Genomic DNA, 17,494 nt, shown 5'->3' with positions numbered 1-17,494 from the left:
GGATACAAGGAAAACCTGATATATAAGGGGTTTTAAGGGGTTTTGTTGACGTCGGGAGAGTTCAGTAGAGGCTAATTGGCGGAAGATCACAGGAGTCGAACCTGCCCGGGACCGCTGGCGGCCCCAACTGGATTTGAAGTCCAGCCACCTCACCGGAGATGACGATCTTCCGCGCCTCGATTGCTACATGGAGGCGGGGCGCATTATAGCTACTTCCAAACGTTTCCACACCCCCTCCCTCACTTTTTTAACTTCCGTTTCTCCATACCATGACCAGTTTCAAATAAATCCCCGCAAAATCCATTACTTACACTTAGACACATTTTTTGACGCTACTCTGATCACAGAAAACAAGAATCGTAATTTGATAACGAGATATCGGAATACCCGCGCTCACAGGGATGGTTTACAAGAACTGTAACCGGTATCAGTGCGTGTGAAAGTGCTAACAAGGATGCGTAATGAAAAGTGAGATTTTGTCCGTTAAAGAGAAGATTGGCTACGGCATGGGCGATGCCGCCAGCCACATCATCTTTGATAACGTTATGTTATATATGATGTTCTTCTATACCGATATTTTTGGTATCCCGGCCGGTTTTGTCGGCACGATGTTCTTACTGGCTCGCGCGCTGGATGCTATTTCAGACCCTTGCATGGGACTGCTCGCCGACCGCACCCGTTCGCGCTGGGGGAAATTCCGCCCGTGGGTGCTGTTTGGCGCTCTGCCATTTGGTCTGGTCTGTGTGCTCGCCTACAGCACGCCGGATCTCAGCCTGCACGGCAAAATGATTTATGCCGCAATCACCTACACGCTGCTGACCCTGCTTTATACCGTGGTGAATATTCCCTACTGCGCGCTGGGCGGTGTGATAACCAATGACCCAACGCAGCGTATCTCCCTGCAGTCATGGCGCTTTGTGCTGGCGACGGCGGGCGGCATGCTCTCCACCGTGCTGATGATGCCGCTGGTGAATCTGATTGGCGGCGAAGATAAAGCGTTGGGCTTCCAGGGCGGGATTGCCGTGCTCTCGGTTGTGGCGTTCCTGATGCTGGCGTTTTGCTTCTTCACCACCAAAGAACGTGTGGAAGCGCCGCCGAGCAGCAACTCAATGCGTGAAGACCTGCGCGACATCTGGCAGAACGACCAATGGCGCATCGTCGGCCTGCTGACCATCCTCAACATCCTGGCCGTCTGCGTACGCGGCGGGGCGATGATGTATTACGTCACCTGGATTCTGGGTACCCCGGAAGTGTTTGTCGCCTTCCTCACCACCTATTGCGTCGGCAATCTTATCGGCTCTGCGCTGGCAAAACCGCTGACTGACTGGAAATGCAAAGTCAGCGTCTTCTGGTGGACGAACGCCCTGCTGGCGGTCGTCAGTCTGGCAATGTTCTTCGTGCCGATGCACGCCAACCTCACCATGTTCGCCTTCATCTTCGTGATTGGCGTACTGCATCAGCTCGTGACGCCAATCCAGTGGGTGATGATGTCCGACACCGTTGATTACGGCGAGTGGTGTAACGGAAAACGTCTGACGGGGATCAGCTTCGCGGGCACGCTGTTCGTGCTCAAGCTGGGTCTGGCGCTCGGCGGGGCGATGATCGGCTGGATGCTGGCGGGCGGCGGTTACGATGCCGCAGCGAAAACCCAGAACAGCGCCACCATTAGCATCATTATCGCATTGTTCACGATTGTCCCGGCTATTTGTTACCTATTGAGTGCCGTGATTGCCAAACGCTTTTATACCCTGAAAACGCCGTATCTGACGGAAATCATGAGTCAGCTGGCTCAGGGTGCGCACCGCAATCAGCAGGATTTTTCGACGAAAGAATTACAGAACTAAGGAACCAACGATGAAAATTAGCGACGGAAACTGGCTGACGCAGCCTGGCCTGAATTTAACTCACCCGATTCAGGTATTCGAGGTCGAGCAACAGGGTAACGAGATGATTGTCTACGTTGCACCGCGCGATGTGCGTGAACGTACCTGGCAACTGGATACTCCACTCTTCACCCTGCGCTTTTTCTCGCCGCAGGAAGGCGTGGTTGGGGTGCGTATGGAACACTTCCAGGGCGCGTTGGATAACGGTCCGCACTATCCGCTGAACGTGCTGCAGGACGTCAATGTAGAGATACAAAACACCGCTGAATTTGCCGAACTGAAAAGCGGAAATTTGAGCGTGCGGGTCACTAAAGGTGAGTTCTGGTCGCTGGATTTCCTGCGTAACGGTGAACGTATTACCGGCAGCCAGCTGAAAAATAACGGCTACGTGCAGGACACCAACAGCGGGAAAAACTATATGTTTGAACGCCTGGATCTGGGCGTTGGCGAAACGGTGTACGGTCTGGGCGAGCGCTTTACTGCGCTGGTACGTAACGGCCAGACGGTGGAAACATGGAACCGCGATGGCGGCACCAGTACCGAGCAGTCTTACAAGAACATCCCGTTTTATCTCACCAACCGTGGTTACGGCGTGCTGGTAAACCATCCGCAGTGCGTGTCGTTTGAAATTGGCTCTGAGAAAGTGTCAAAAGTGCAGTTCAGCGTTGAAAGCGAGTATCTGGAATATTTCGTCATTGACGGCCCTACGCCGAAAGCGGTGCTGGATCGCTATACCCGCTTTACCGGTCGTCCGGCACTGCCGCCAGCCTGGTCATTCGGTTTGTGGCTGACTACATCGTTCACCACTAATTACGATGAAGCGACGGTGAACAGTTTTATCGATGGGATGGCCGAGCGCAATCTGCCGCTGCACGTCTTCCATTTCGACTGCTTCTGGATGAAAGCCTTCCAGTGGTGCGACTTTGAGTGGGATCCGGTGACCTTCCCTGACCCGGAAGGCATGATCCGCCGCCTGAAAGAGAAAGGGCTGAAGGTCTGCGTATGGATAAACCCCTATATCGGCCAGAAATCCCCGCTGTTCAATGAACTGAAAGAGAAAGGTTATCTGCTCAAGCGCCCGGACGGCTCCCTGTGGCAATGGGATAAATGGCAGCCGGGCCTGGCGATTTATGACTTTACCAATCCTGAAGCCTGCGAGTGGTATGCCAACAAGCTGAAAGGTCTGGTGGATATCGGCGTTGACTGCTTCAAAACTGACTTTGGCGAACGCATTCCTACTGACGTTAAGTGGTTTGACGGTGCCGATCCGCAGAAAATGCACAACCATTATGCGTACATCTACAACGAACTGGTATGGAACGTGCTGAAAGAGACCGTCGGTGAAGAAGAGGCAGTGCTGTTCGCCCGTTCGGCCTCGGTGGGTGCGCAGCAGTTTCCGGTGCACTGGGGCGGCGACTGCTACGCCAACTATGAATCGATGGCCGAAAGTCTGCGTGGCGGGTTGTCCATTGGTCTGTCCGGCTTTGGTTTCTGGAGTCACGATATTGGCGGCTTTGAGAATACCGCCCCGGCGCACGTCTACAAGCGCTGGTGTGCGTTCGGGCTGCTCTCCAGCCACAGCCGCCTGCACGGTAGTAAATCCTACCGTGTGCCATGGGCGTACGATGATGAATCCTGCGACGTGGTACGCTACTTCACTGAGCAGAAATGCCGCATGATGCCATACCTGTATCGCGAAGCGGCGCGCGCCAATGAACTCGGAACACCGATGATGCGCGCAATGATGCTGGAGTTCCCGGACGATCCGGCATGTGATTATCTCGACCGCCAGTACATGCTGGGCGATAGCGTGATGGTTGCGCCGGTGTTTAGCGAGGCGGGTGATGTGCAGTTCTATCTGCCGGAAGGACGCTGGACACATCTGTGGCGTAACGACGAGGTGGTGGGCAGCCGCTGGCATAAGCAGCAGCATGACTTCCTGAGTCTGCCGGTTTATGTGCGCGACAATACACTGCTGGCGCTGGGCTGCAATAACCAGAAGCCGGACTACGCCTGGCACGAAGGGACGGCGTTCCAGCTGTTCCAGCTGCAGGAGGGTCGGGAGGCGATTTGTGAAGTCCCGGCGGCTGACGGTTCGGTTATCTTCACGCTGAAGGCGACGCGCACGGGTAATACCATCACCGTGCAAGGAAGTGGCGAAGCGCGCAACTGGACGCTGTGTCTGCGTAATATTACGCAGGTTAGCGGCGTGAAGGGCGGCTCATCTGTGGGCAGTGAGTGGGGAACGGTTGTCACGCCGGATGCGGATGTGCTGACGATTACCCTGTAAGTAAATCTCAACGTGGGCTGGATGGCGATGCAATGCGTTTTATCCGGCCCACGCTGCGAGCAGCATTCCAGATCTGAAAATCCAAAACATCCTGAATTAAATTTTTATCTCCCCATATTTGCGAGCGATATCACTCTGAATCCCACGAAAAATGTGATCTGCGCCGTAAATATCTCACTATTTCCCGTTTTTGTCTTATTTCTGTCCGGAATACAGGACACGATTTAGTATTGTTGGCGCATCGTAGTCCTCTTATATTTATCATCACGGATTACACGTGGAGCATCAATGCTTCTTTATAACCTAAATAATTCGAGTTGCAGGAAGGCGGCGACGCAGCGAATCCCCTGAACGTACATAAGTACGTGACTGGGGTGAGCGAGGAAAGCCAACGCACATGCAGCTTGAAGTATGACGGGTATAGATATTTAATCTGGTATGTAATAAGGGTAAATAATGCAAATGATTACCTCGCGACAAAACAGATTATTAAAATTTCTTCTGTCTAAGAAGGAATATGTCACGCTGCTGAAAATTGCCGAGTATTTATCTGTTTCAGAGAAAACTGTGCAGCGCGATCTGCGCTTACTGGAACCATGGTTATCAGAATGGAAAATAACTATCGATAAACGTGCTGGTGCTGGGGTGATATTAAGTGCCGATAATATTACCGACCTTTTATATATGGACCAGTTATTAGGATCGGAGGGTGATGATGCTGACGGCATGATGAATAATTCACGGCGAGTCAAGATAGCTTCACAATTATTAAGCGAAACGCCGCATGAAACGTCGATCAGTAAATTATCCGAACGTTATTTCATTAGTAGCGCATCGATTGTGAACGATCTGAAAGTAATTGAATCCTGGATTACCCCGTTGGGCCTGTCGTTGATTCGTAGTCAGAGCGGCACGCACATTGAAGGCAGCGAGAGCGGTGTGCGCCAGGCGATGGCATCGTTGATTAACGGCGTGATTAACCATAATGAACCTGGTAACGTGGTTTATTCACGCCTGGATCCGGGCAGTTATAAAGCGTTAGTGCATTACTTTGGCGAAGAAGACGTTTTATTTGTCCAGACGTTATTGCAGGAAATGGAGAACGACCTGTGCTGGTCGCTCGGCGAGCCTTATTACGTCAATATCTTTACCCATATTCTGATCATGATGTACCGCATCACGCGGGGCAATGCGCTTCCGAGAAAAGAAGAAAGCATCTCTACCTGTGATGAGAACATATTTTCCATTGCCAGTCGCATGATTCAGCATATCGAAAAACGCATTGCCCACCCGCTGCCGGAAGACGAAGTCTGGTTTATATATCAATACATTATCTCCTCGGGTGTGGTGATTGAAGAGCATAATGACGTGAGCGTGATTGGTCATATGCACTCCAGCGACGAAGCGCGTTTGATTACCCATCGGTTGATTGCCACCTTCGCCGAGATGGTCGACAGCGATCTTAGCCAGGACACGGCGCTGTATGACGGATTGCTGATCCACATTAAGCCGCTGATTAACCGACTGAACTACCAGATCCGCATTCGTAACCCGCTGCTGGAGGATATCAAAGGCGAGTTGCAGGACGTGTGGCGTCTGACCCAGTGTGCGGTGAATCGAGTGTTTAGCGGTTGGGGCGAGCGGGCCGTGTCGGAAGATGAGGTGGGATATTTAACCGTGCATTTTCAGGCCGCAATGGAGCGTCAGATAGCGCGTAAACGCGTGCTGCTGGTCTGTTCAACGGGTATCGGCACTTCTCACTTACTCAAAAGCCGTATTCTGCGCGCCTTTCCGGACTGGACTATCGTCGGCGTGGTGTCGGCAGGTAGCCTGCCCACTGTACTGACGGACGATATTGAACTGGTGGTATCGACGATTAATTTACCCGCGGTTGCCATGCCGGTCGTGTATGTCACTGCCTTCTTCAATGATGCGGATATTAAGCGGGTAACAGAAACGGTTATTACGGAAAAATTACATCGGGCGACGTCGCTGGTCGTTGAAAATTAATGTCTGAACTCCATGAGGTATGATTGATGGACATCACGAAAATACTCAATACAAATCGCGTTATTTTGGACATGAAGGCTACAAGCAAAACGGAGGCTATTGAGGAACTGACGGATATTCTGCAAAAAGATGGAGCAATTAGCTGTCGCGAAACGTTTATTCAGGATGTCTGGCAACGTGAGTCAGAAGGCTCGACCGGCTTCGAAAACCATATTGCGATCCCGCACGGAAAATCCTCGGCGGTGGTCAATACCACGCTGGCGATTGGGCGTACCCGCCAGGATATTCCCTGGGAAACCCTAGATGGCAGCAACGTGCGCTGCATTATTCTGTTTGCCGTACGTCTTGAAGATCAAAACACCACCCATATTCGTCTGCTTTCGCAGGTTGCTGGCGCGTTGGCAGATGACGACATTATTGAACAACTATTAGTTGAAAGTAGTCCACAAAAAATTATTGAGCTTTTTAGCCAATATGCTGAATCCAATGTCTGCTAAATAAAATGTGGAGCATGTTATGAATATTGTTTGTGTTGCCGCCTGTACGGCGGGTATTGCGCACACCTATATTGCCCGTGAGAAGTTAATTAAAGGTGCCAAAGCGCTTGGTCATAATATAAAAGTTGAAACCCAGGGCACCATTGGCACAGAAAACGAACTGCTGACAGAAGATATTTCTGCGGCTGATGTCGTGATTCTTGCTGTCGATGTAAAAATAAAAGGGGAGGAGCGATTTTCAAACAAACGCATCGTGCGAGTAAAAACTGAAATCGTCATAAAATCGCCCATTCAGTTTCTTGAAAAGGTCGAAAAATCATTAGTTAATAATAACCAGTAGCGATCCTCATTCTGGAGGGGTTTCACATGAGTGAAAATAAAATTCCGCTATCTCAGGAAATAAAAAAACATTTATTAACGGGAATTTCGTGGATGATCCCGTTAATTGTCGCCGCCGGGATCTGTATTGCTCTCGGGCAAATACTTGGCGGCACTAACGTCGGTGAAAAAACAGGAACTATTCCCTGGATGCTCAACCAGATTGGCGGCTGGGGGATGGGGTTAATCGTACCGCTGATTAGTGCGGCGATTGCGTACTCCATTGCTGACCGTCCGGGATTCGCGCCGGGCCTGATTGTCGGCTTCGTCTGCGGAGAAATTCATACCGGTTTTATCGGCGGGATGCTGGGCGGATTTCTGGTCGGTTATACCGTCCTGCTGCTCAAGCGCTATATCCGTTTGCCGCAGTCGATGCAGGGGTTGATGCCCATCATGGTGTTGCCGGTACTGAGTACCGTTATCGGCGGCCTGTTGATGATGACGCTGATTGGCAAGCCGATTGCCTGGCTGCAGGACGCGTTGATTCATCTGCTGGAGTCCATGCAGGGCGGATCCCGCTTTCTGATGGGCGCTATCCTCGGTGCGATGGCGCCATTCGACTTCGGTGGGCCGGTGAATAAAACCATGTCGCTGTTTGCTGACGGCATGCTGGTCAGCGGCGTGTACGGTCCGGAAGCGGTGAAGTTTGTCGGTTCGATGATCCCTCCATTTGGCATTACGCTCTCTTTCCTGCTGACGCGTCACAAGTACACCCGTGCGGAACGTGAGGCGCTGAAGGCTGCATTCCCGATGGGGATTTGCATGATTACCGAAGGGGTTATTCCGATTGCGGCGCGCGACCTGCTGCGGGTGGTGGGCTCCTGCGTGGTGGCCTCGGCGATTGCGGGTGGCCTGATTATGGTGTGGGGTGTCGAAAGCCCGGTACCGCACGGCGGAATGTTTGTGGTTCCGCTCTTTACGCATCCGCTGCTGTTTTGCCTGGCGCTGGGGATCGGTACGGTGATTTGCGGCGTCATGCTGTCGCTGTGGAAGAAACCGGTAACCGAGCGTGATGAAGAGTTTGACGAACTCAGCGATCAAAAGCTGAAAGACGAAGAAATCACCTTCACCCTGGAATAACCGGAGGCCGTATGTTTGCCGATATGAAAAGCATGGTGACCAAAGCCTGGCGCGAGCAGTACGCGCTGCTGGCCATCAACTGTATGAACCTGGAAAGCGCCCGCGCAGCGGTGCGAGTGGCGGAGAAACACCGTGCGCCCATCATTCTGAATTTGTATCAGGGGCATCTGGAGCATTTTCCGGCCCCGATAGCGGCAGCGGTGGTCAAAACGCTGGCAGAGGAAGCCTCGGTACCGGTCGCGCTGGCGCTGGATCATGGAAAGGATCCTGTACGCATTCGCCAGGCTTTTCGCGCCGGATTCAGTGGCTTAATGATCGACGCCTCCGCCTTTGCGCTGGAGGAGAACATTCGCCAGACCCGGGCGGTGGTTGAGCTTGCCGCCAGCGTTTCTCTGTGCGTGGAAGGCGAGCTGGGCCATCTGGCCGATGCTCCGTGCTATGACCACGCCGCTAACGCTGATTTGATGACCCAGGTCGCCGACGTGGAACCCTTCATCCAACAGACCGGGATCGATTTGCTGGCGGTGTCGGTGGGTACGGCACACGGCATGTACGCGCCGGGCATCACACCTGCTATTGATTTCCAGCGGCTGGAGGAAATAGCCCGGTTATCAACGGTGCCGCTGGCGCTGCATGGCGGCAGCGGGACGCCGTTTGACCAGCTACAGCGCTGCCCGACGTTTGGTGTCGCCAAGATAAACGTTGGTGCGGCGGTTTTCGAAGCCGGAAAGGCTGCGCTACTGCATACCCTATGTCGCGACACATCCGGTGAACTCGTTGATGCCCTGGCCCTGATGGAACAGGCCTGCGAGGAAGCCATTATTCCGTACCTGCAGGCCAGCGGCGCTATCGGCAAAGCCTGATTCATTTTCTGTAACGCCTTCTATGCCTCTGCGATGACGCACTGGCAGGGCTTTCTACACCCTGAAACTGGAGAATTAACATGTTAGTTTCGATGAAAGAATTACTGCAACCTACCCGTCAGCACGGTTTTGCCATCGGCGCATTCAACGTAGCGGACAGCTGCTTTGTTCGCGCAGTAGTGGAAGAAGCGGAAGCGACCAATACCCCGGCGATTATCTCCATTCACCCCAGTGAACATGATTTTGTCGGCGATGCGTTTTTTAGCTACGTCCGTGATATCACCCTGCGCAGCCCGGTTCCCTTTACTCTGCATCTGGACCACGGCGCTTCGGTTGAGCATGTCCTGCGGGCAATTCAGTGTGGGTTTACCTCGGTGATGATTGATGGCTCGCTGCTGCCGTATGAAGAGAACGTGGCGCTGACCCGCGAAGTGGTCAAACTGGCGCATGCGGTAGGCGTTTCGGTGGAAGGGGAGTTGGGTACGATTGGCCAGACCGGGACGTCAGTGGAAGGCGGCGTGTCGAAGGTTACTTATACCGATCCTGCTCAGGCAGAGGATTTCATCGCCCGAACGGGTGCAGACACGCTGGCGGTGGCGATTGGAACCGCGCACGGGATCTACCCGAAAGGGATGCAGCCAGAGCTGCAAATGAACATCCTGCGCGACATCGCCGGGCGTGTGGATATTCCGCTGGTGCTGCACGGTGGTTCCGCGAACCCGGATGCGGAAATTGCCGAATCCGTGACGCTGGGCGTTGGCAAAATCAACATTTCCAGCGATATGAAATACGCCTACTTCCAGAAAGTCCGCGAAATCCTGGCGAAAGAAACCTGGTGGGACCCGAACGTAATCTACCCGGAAGCCATTAGCGCCGCGCGGGACGTGATCCGCCACAAAATGAAACTGTTCGGTTCAACCGGCAAAGCATCACTTTACTAACGGCATGCAGGCGGGGCGACCCGCCTCTTTCGCAACAAGGAAAAGTGGAATGAAGCGTTCACACATTAATTATGCCGTCGATAAAGCGCATGCCATCGCTGAGACTTTTCGGGTCTGTCTGCCTGATTTTGCGTATTTTACGGTCGATGCCTGGCGGCAACAGGATCAAACTCTGTGGCGTGAAGTGCGCGATCTCCAGTTGGGCTGGGATATTACCGACTTTGGGCACGGAGATTTTGCGCAAACAGGGCTGACGTTACTAACGTTGCGCAATGGTCTGATGGGGTCAGCGGATTACCCCAAACCGTATGCCGAAAAGATGCTGCAAATTCAGCAGGATCAGCAAACGCCATGGCATTTTCATCGCCATAAAATGGAAGATATCGTTAATCGCGGCGGCGGTGATTTATGTATGCAGCTGGCGTGGGCCACGCCTGATGATGAGTATGACGCCCGACGCGTTGTTGAGGTTAGCGTGGATGGTCAGCGGCGTACAATTAACGCTGGCGAGACGCTGGTATTGAAACCGGGACAAGGAGTGTGTCTGCCGCCGCGCTTGTATCATCGCTTTTGGGCGGAGAAGGCGTTTGTGCTGGGCTGGGAAATCTCGATGGTCAATGACGACCAGCATGACAACCACTTTCTGGAACCTGGCGGTCGCTTCCCGGTGATTGAAGAAGACGAGCCGGTGAAATGGCTGTTGTGCAGTGAATATATTCACTTATGAGCGTGAGTAGGCCCGGTAAGCGAAGCGCCACCGGGCAATAAATCATTGTGCAGGTGGTGGTGCAGTGACTTCACTCCCCGAAACCACGCCCGCCTGCATGGTTTGCGTTACCTGCTGTTTCTCCACGTTCACCGCATGCAGCTGACCGTTGACCGTTGGCTTGAGCGGCGCATCGGCCTGAATATTGCCGCTGGCGGTAAGCTGGATGTTGCCATCGCCGGAAAGCGGCAGTGCGGGCCAGCCCCACTGCTGCAGGATCGTCATTGGCACGCCGCGCCCGTTCAGGCTGACCTGCGTCTGGCGCTGAGGTAGCTGCGAAATGCTGGCGGTGGCCTCCAGCAGTCCTTTTTCCGTATAGGCGCTCAGTTCGCTGATATTGATGGTGCTGCTGTTTGCCGTTAGCGCCAGAGAAGGACGACGCACATCCGTACGGTTAAAGGTGGCTGCGGCAGCGTTGAGGGTGGCGCTCCCGCTCCAGATCCCCCACTGATTGTTCTGTACCAGCCCGAGGTTAGCGCCGTAGCCGTCCAGCGCGGTGAGCTGCCACGGGAAATTCGGGTCGATATCAATCACCAGATTGCGGCTGGCGCTGAATTTCTTCAGCGTCAGGCTGTTTAGCCACGCTGGCAGGGGTTTCATCCACAGCTGCTTCCAGTTTTCCGGCAGCGTGTATTCCAGACCAGCAATAGCGGCATCGTCAAGGACCAGCGCTTTGTTGCTGCGCATCCAGTTTCCGGATGTTCTGACCATACCGCCTTCCCAGCGGGTGGTGAACTGGCGCAGCGCAATGCCCTGCGGTGAGAACTCGGCGTTCAGAATCGGATCGAAGAAGTGCAGAGAGCCGTAAATAAACTCGCTGGCGTTCATCGACAATTTTCCTTCCTGAGTTTGCCAGTCGTCCTTACTGAAGGTCATGTTGCGCAAGCTCAGATCGAGATCCGTCACCGCCCAGTCGGGGCCTTGCAGACGGGCATCCGTCACTTCCAGACGACCAATTTGCAGGGAAGGAATAGTGCTTAACGGGGCAAAAAAGTCGGCCAGCGATTTGTCGCTTTGCAGCCGGATATCGTTCAGGCGCAGATTCTCCACAACCCAGCTCCCGTCGGCATTGCGTTGCGCTACGCCGGTTAATGCCCCACGCGCCACGTCAGCGCCAATATTGCTTAGCGTCACCCGGTCATGGTCGATGCTGCCTTCAATCAAGACGTTGGTAGTTGGAACATCGTTGAGCGTCAACGAACTGGCGCTGAGCTGAATTTGCGCTTTGCTCCCGAGAATTTTACCTGCCTCAGGGCTCCAGGGAATGACGCCGCCGTTAACGCGCTGGGCGCTGAGGTTCCACTCGCTGCCGGGGCTGTTAAGCGCCATATCCTGCAATTGCAGGCGATCGGCCTGGAACGGTAGCGGCGCGGTTTGCTGGGAAAGATTCAGCGTGCCGTTTTGCAACAAAATGGTGTCTACGTGCAGCGGGTCGGTGATTTGGCGGCTACTCAGCCCAATATCGACCGTTTTAGCGACCAGCGTTGAGGGCTGACCATCCCGGCCAAAGGTGACGTTTTCCAGCAGAATATGGGAAGGGGAGGAAAACCGGTGATCGATGGCATCAAACGCCAGATGGTAGCTGCTGTTCTCCGAAACCCAGGCACTGACGTGCTCTGCCCCCCAGCGGGTTTGCAGTAGAAAATAAAGGCCGAGAATCGCCACTGCAAGGGCGATCAGCACGTAAAAAAGCAGCTTTCCAATAAATTTCATGGTCTTCCATCCCGCGAAGTGCACATAGTCAAGTTATGCACGATTTAGGCGCAATGCTCAAGGCGGGAATGGTGAAAGAGCGTTACAGCGGCGTTGATTCAGAACCAACGCCGCATTTTGCTTATTGCTTTTCTGGCGGGAATACCAGATTCAGAACGATTGCGGTAATACCGCCAGCGGCGATACCGGAAGAGAGCAGGTTTTTCACCCAATCCGGGGCGAACTGGAGAATCAGCGGCTGCTGGGAAACACCCAGACCAACGGCCAGCGACAGCGCGATAATCAGAATCGCGCGGCGATTCAACGGCTCGCGGGACACGATACGCACACCGGATGCTGCGATAGTACCGAACATCACCAGCGTTGCGCCGCCCAGTACCGGCTCAGGAATATGCTGTACAAAACCGCTGACTGCCGGGAACAGGCCCAGCGCGATCAACATCAGCGCCACCACAAAACCAACGTAGCGGCTGGCAACGCCTGTTAACTGAATAACCCCATTGTTCTGGCCAAAACAGGAGTTCGGGAAGGTGTTGAACACGGCGGAAACAAACGAGTTCAGACCGTTCGCCAGCACGCCGCCTTTCAGGCGCTTCATATACAGCGGACCAGAAACCGGCTGCTCGGAGACATCAGAGGTGGCCGTAATATCGCCGATGGTTTCCAGTGACGTGATCATAAAGACCAGCATCAGCGGCAGTAGTAAACTCCAGTCGATGCCCAGGCCATAATACAGCGGCGTTGGCACCATCAGCAGGTCCTGACTTACCGGTGCGGTATTTTGCGGCAGCATGTCCATAAACCAGGCCAGCAGATAGCCTGCCGCCATCGCAATCACCAATGACGCAACGCGCAGGTACGGGTTGCGTTGACGGTTAAGCAGGATGATTAGCGCCAGCACCACGCCTGCCAACAGTAAATTCTTCGGCGCACCAAAGGTGTTGTCGCTCATTGCGGCATAGCCACCGCCAATCGATGTCAGACCCACCTGAATCAACGACAGGCCGATAATCATCACTACCACCCCTGAGACCAGCGGAGTAATAATACGACGCGCCAGGTGCAGGACACGCGAGATAACCATCTCGGTGCAGCTTGCCAGCATCAGCGTACCGAACAGCGCCGCCATCATGGTTGGGACATCTGCGCCACCGGTTTTTAGCGCCGTACCGCCCATAATCAGTGGCGCAACAAAGTTAAAGCTGGTGCCCTGAATGGATAGCAGCCCTGAGCCGACCGGCCCCCAGGCTTTGATCTGGATGATAGAAGCCACGCCGGAGGCGAACAGCGACATACTGATAATGTGTTGAGTATCCTGAGCCGGTAAACCAAGCGCCTGGCAAATTAACAGAGCAGGGGTGATCACCGCGACGAACATGGCCAGCAGATGCTGACAGGCGGCAAACAGGGTCTGGGCTAACGGGGGGCGATCTTCAAGACGGTAAATCAGTTCACTGTTGTGAGTCTGCGCAACCGGTTGCGCATTTGTTGACTCTACGGCGTTAACGGACATCAGAGGCAATCCCATGGTGGAAAAGCGGTGATTTTATCTGACCAGGGCAGAAAAGCAAACGTTTGCTAGCAGGTATTCTTAATATTTAAAACGGATAAACAAACATTTTTATATAACTTTTCATCATTTTCTGCTTAAAATCCACTCCGAAAACTCAATAAGAGCTAAAAATCGGTCTGGAATGCATCGTGCGTGATTGTGCTAAACGCACTAATGGAGCTGTAAATGTTTTATCTCGATACGTTATCAACGCTGGTTGCGGCAACCCTTGTGTTGCTGCTGGGACGTAAGCTCGTCCAGTCTGTTTCCTTCCTGAAAAAATATACCATTCCCGAACCTGTTGCAGGCGGATTGCTGGTGGCGATTGCGCTGCTGGTGCTGAAAAAAAGCATGGGTTGGGAAGTGAACTTCGATATGACCCTGCGCGATCCGCTGATGCTGGCTTTCTTCGCCACTATCGGCCTGAACGCCAATATCGCCAGTTTGCGTGCTGGCGGCCGCGTGGTGGGTATTTTTCTGATTGTGGTTGTTGGCTTGTTGCTGATGCAAAACGCCATCGGTATCGGTATGGCGACCCTGCTGGGTCTGGACCCGCTGATGGGTCTGATCGCTGGCTCGATCACCCTCTCTGGTGGACACGGAACCGGGGCCGCGTGGAGCAAGCTGTTTATTGAACGTTATGGCTTCACCAATGCGACTGAAGTGGCGATGGCTTGCGCAACGTTTGGTCTGGTGTTGGGTGGGCTGATTGGCGGCCCGGTGGCACGCTATCTGGTCAAACACTCCACCACGCCAGACGGTATGCCGGACGATCAGGCCGTGCCGACCGCATTTGAAAAGCCGGACGTTGGGCGCATGATCACCTCGCTGGTGCTGATTGAAACCATTGCTCTGATCGCTATCTGTCTGACGGTGGGTAAAATCGTTGCGCAAATGCTGGTTGGAACAGTGCTGGAATTGCCGACCTTCGTCTGCGTCCTGTTTGTTGGGGTGATCCTCAGTAACGGTCTGGCGCTACTGGGCTTTTATCGGGTGTTCGAACGTGCGGTTTCTGTACTGGGTAACGTTAGTCTGTCGCTGTTTCTGGCGATGGCGCTGATGAGCCTGAAGTTGTGGGAACTGGCTTCACTGGCCTTGCCGATGCTGGCAATCCTGGTTGTGCAGACTATTTTCATGGCGCTGTACGCGATATTCGTCACCTGGCGCATGATGGGTAAGAACTACGATGCCGCCGTGCTGGCTGCCGGACACTGCGGTTTTGGCCTCGGCGCGACGCCGACGGCGATTGCCAACATGCAGGCGATTACCGAACGTTTTGGACCATCCCATATGGCGTTTCTGGTGGTGCCGATGGTGGGGGCGTTCTTTATCGATATCGTCAACGCGCTGGTAATTAAGCTGTATCTGCTGTTACCGATTTTCGCGCAATAACGGCTGTGCGGCGGGGTAACATCCGCCGCCGCTATGAATTAACTACGCGTTGGAGTAGCGTTCGGTTTCCGGCATCCAGCGCTCTATCAGTGCCGCGGCCTGTTGCGGATAACGTTCGTGAATATGGCGGGCAATGCGCTGAACTTCCGGGATAATCGCCTGATCGCGCAGTAAATCTGCGACCTTGAATTCTGCCGTTCCGGTCTGGCGAGTACCTAACAGCTCGCCGGGTCCGCGAATCTCTAAATCTTTTTGCGCAATTACGAACCCGTCGTTGCTGTCTCGCAGAACCTGCAGGCGTTTCTGCGCGGTTTTAGACAGCGGTGATTTGTAGAGCAGAACGCAGTGGGAAGCCACCGCGCCACGGCCTACGCGACCACGCAACTGGTGCAACTGGGCCAGACCTAAGCGTTCCGGGTTTTCAATAATCATCAGGCTGGCGTTTGGCACGTCCACGCCCACTTCAATCACCGTGGTAGCAACCAGCAGATGCAGTTCACCCTGCTTAAAGGCCGCCATTACTGACTGCTTCTCGGCGGGCTTCATGCGCCCATGTACCAGGCCAATATTGAGTTCTGGCAGCGCCAGTTTAAGCTCTTCCCACGTCGCTTCTGCCGCCTGAGCTTCCAACAAGTCAGACTCTTCAATCAGCGTACAGACCCAGTATGCCTGACGTCCTTCGTGGGTACAGGCGTTGCGCACGCGATCAATAATATCGCTGCGGCGGGTATCCGGAATGGCGACCGTAGTGACCGGCGTACGCCCCGGAGGGAGTTCGTCAATGACCGACGTGTCGAGGTCAGCATAGGCCGTCATCGCCAGGGTACGTGGAATCGGCGTGGCGGTCATGATTAGCTGGTGTGGGTGGAAACCCTGCTGCTGACCTTTCTCCCACAGTGCCAGACGCTGATGAACGCCGAAGCGGTGCTGTTCGTCGATGATAACCAGCGCCAGCCCGCTGAACTGCACCTGTTCCTGGAAAATCGCGTGCGTGCCGACAATCATCTGCACCTGACCGCTGGCGATGGCTTCTTGTTGCGCCAGACGCGCTTTACCTTTCTGCTTGCCCGCCAGCCAGCCCACTTCAACGCCCAGTGGCGCGAACCAGTTGCGGAAGTTATTTGCATGTTGTTCAGCCAATAGTTCGGTAGGAGCCATTAGCGCAACCTGCTTACCATGTGCGATAGCCCGCAGCGCGGCCAGCGCGGCAACCAGCGTTTTACCGGAGCCGACATCACCCTGCACCAGGCGCATCATCGGCACATCCAGTGCCATATCGCGTTCAATCTCAGCGGTAACGCGGGCCTGTGCGCCCGTAGGTTTGAACGGCAATGCTGCCAGCAGCTTATCTTTTAGCGCGTTGTTAGCACTTAACGGCTGGGCGTGAAAACGCTGTGCCCCGGCGCGTAGTGCCAGCATGCTGAGATTATGCGCCAGCAGTTCTTCGAGAATCAGACGTCGCTGCGCCGGATGTTGTCCGGTTTCCAGATCGCTGAGTTGCAGCGACGGTGGGGGGCGGTGCAACGTGCGCAGTGCTTCGGGTAGGCTCATCATGCCCTGTAACAGCTCTGGCGGCAGCAGTTCGACAATGGCGCAGGTATCGAGCAGATCCAGTGCCTGATCGGTCAGCTTGCGCAGCGTGGCCTGCTTCACACCTTCGGTGGTTGGATATACTGGTGTGAGTGTTTCCTGCAATTCTGGCGTGCTGAGATCGCCTTGTACGCGGTATTCCGGGTGAATCATCTCTGCGCCGTATTTCCCGCGTTTGGCTTCGCCGTAGGCCAGTACCCTACGCCCGGTAGCAAGGCTGTTTTTCATCGCTGCGCTGAAGTTGAAAAAGCGCATGGTGAGAATCCCCGAGCCATCGCTGATTTGACAGGTCATCATCCGGCGGCCGCCGAAGGTGATATTGCAGTTCAGCACTTCGCCTTCAACGGTGGCATAGACACCCGGCAGCAGTTCGCCAATTGGGTACAGATGGGTACGGTCTTCGTAACGCAGAGGGAGGTGGAGCAGGAGGTCCTGCACGGTGTGCAGGCCAATTTTAGCCAGTTTACTGCTTTGCGCTGCGCCAACGCCGGTCAGAGAGTTGAGTGGGATGGCATCCAGTAAACGGCCTTTCATCGCGT

13 protein-coding genes and 1 tRNA gene are annotated in these 17,494 nt (G+C 54.3%); 10 read left to right on the top strand and 4 right to left on the bottom strand.

What is annotated here, in order from left to right; genetic code table 11:
- Positions 1 to 76: 76 nt before the first annotated feature.
- Positions 77 to 171 (bottom strand) — tRNA-Sec (locus OGY13_RS23340).
- A 290-nt stretch (positions 172 to 461) separates the two neighbouring features.
- Here OGY13_RS23340 and OGY13_RS23335 point away from each other — a divergent pair.
- The 9 genes from OGY13_RS23335 (at position 462) to OGY13_RS23295 (ending at position 10,669) form a co-directional block, all read left to right on the top strand.
- The gene (locus OGY13_RS23335) at positions 462 to 1,844 is read left to right on the top strand and encodes a glycoside-pentoside-hexuronide family transporter (RefSeq protein ID WP_103014665.1); all 1,383 of its coding nucleotides are present in this window, start codon (positions 462 to 464) and stop codon (positions 1,842 to 1,844) included.
- A 10-nt stretch (positions 1,845 to 1,854) separates the two neighbouring features.
- Positions 1,855 to 4,173, top strand: a complete 2,319-nt coding sequence (yicI, locus tag OGY13_RS23330) for an alpha-xylosidase (protein ID WP_213752148.1) — start codon at positions 1,855 to 1,857, stop codon at positions 4,171 to 4,173.
- A 456-nt stretch (positions 4,174 to 4,629) separates the two neighbouring features.
- The gene (locus tag OGY13_RS23325) at positions 4,630 to 6,183 is read left to right on the top strand and encodes a BglG family transcription antiterminator (protein ID WP_213752147.1); all 1,554 of its coding nucleotides are present in this window, start codon (positions 4,630 to 4,632) and stop codon (positions 6,181 to 6,183) included.
- Between the two features lie 26 nt (positions 6,184 to 6,209).
- A complete protein-coding gene (locus tag OGY13_RS23320) occupies positions 6,210 to 6,680 on the top strand; it encodes a PTS sugar transporter subunit IIA (RefSeq protein ID WP_008786490.1) in 471 nt (156 codons plus the stop codon).
- A 19-nt stretch (positions 6,681 to 6,699) separates the two neighbouring features.
- Positions 6,700 to 7,020 (top strand): PTS fructose transporter subunit IIB, encoded by a 321-nt coding sequence (locus OGY13_RS23315; protein WP_003827230.1) that lies wholly within the window; start codon positions 6,700 to 6,702, stop codon positions 7,018 to 7,020.
- Positions 7,021 to 7,046: 26 nt separating this feature from the next.
- Positions 7,047 to 8,138 carry a PTS fructose transporter subunit IIC gene (locus tag OGY13_RS23310; protein WP_286637889.1) on the top strand — a complete coding sequence of 364 codons (1,092 nt, stop codon included), beginning with the start codon at positions 7,047 to 7,049 and terminating at the stop codon, positions 8,136 to 8,138.
- Positions 8,139 to 8,149: 11 nt separating this feature from the next.
- The gene (locus OGY13_RS23305) at positions 8,150 to 9,001 is read left to right on the top strand and encodes a class II fructose-bisphosphate aldolase (protein ID WP_008786487.1); all 852 of its coding nucleotides are present in this window, start codon (positions 8,150 to 8,152) and stop codon (positions 8,999 to 9,001) included.
- Positions 9,002 to 9,081: 80 nt separating this feature from the next.
- Positions 9,082 to 9,942 carry a ketose-bisphosphate aldolase gene (locus OGY13_RS23300; RefSeq protein ID WP_003024018.1) on the top strand — a complete coding sequence of 287 codons (861 nt, stop codon included), beginning with the start codon at positions 9,082 to 9,084 and terminating at the stop codon, positions 9,940 to 9,942.
- A gap of 49 nt (positions 9,943 to 9,991) precedes the next feature.
- On the top strand, positions 9,992 to 10,669 hold the full coding sequence (locus tag OGY13_RS23295) for a D-lyxose/D-mannose family sugar isomerase (RefSeq protein WP_186412852.1): 678 nt from the start codon (positions 9,992 to 9,994) through the stop codon (positions 10,667 to 10,669).
- A gap of 42 nt (positions 10,670 to 10,711) precedes the next feature.
- On the opposite strand, the gene OGY13_RS23290 is transcribed toward OGY13_RS23295, so the two are convergent.
- Positions 10,712 to 12,421, bottom strand: coding sequence for an AsmA family protein (locus OGY13_RS23290; protein WP_213752146.1), 1,710 nt, complete (start codon positions 12,419 to 12,421; stop codon positions 10,712 to 10,714).
- Between the two features lie 121 nt (positions 12,422 to 12,542).
- Positions 12,543 to 13,934, bottom strand: a complete 1,392-nt coding sequence (gene xanP / locus OGY13_RS23285) for a xanthine/proton symporter XanP (RefSeq protein ID WP_003024026.1) — start codon at positions 13,932 to 13,934, stop codon at positions 12,543 to 12,545.
- Positions 13,935 to 14,159: 225 nt separating this feature from the next.
- On the opposite strand from xanP, the gene gltS reads away from it, so the two are divergent.
- Positions 14,160 to 15,365, top strand: a complete 1,206-nt coding sequence (gene gltS / locus OGY13_RS23280; RefSeq protein WP_003024029.1) for a sodium/glutamate symporter — start codon at positions 14,160 to 14,162, stop codon at positions 15,363 to 15,365.
- A gap of 42 nt (positions 15,366 to 15,407) precedes the next feature.
- On the opposite strand, the gene recG is transcribed toward gltS, so the two are convergent.
- On the bottom strand, positions 15,408 to 17,489 hold the full coding sequence (recG, locus tag OGY13_RS23275; RefSeq protein WP_125363673.1) for an ATP-dependent DNA helicase RecG: 2,082 nt from the start codon (positions 17,487 to 17,489) through the stop codon (positions 15,408 to 15,410).
- Between the last annotated feature and the right edge of the window lie 5 nt (positions 17,490 to 17,494).

Origin of the sequence: Citrobacter sp. Cpo045 (assembly GCF_030332875.1) — a bacterium.
In the GTDB taxonomy this organism is placed as follows: domain Bacteria; phylum Pseudomonadota; class Gammaproteobacteria; order Enterobacterales; family Enterobacteriaceae; genus Citrobacter; species Citrobacter portucalensis.
The sequence above is the reverse complement of the archived record's forward strand: the minus strand, read 5'-3'. Positions and strand labels throughout refer to the sequence as shown.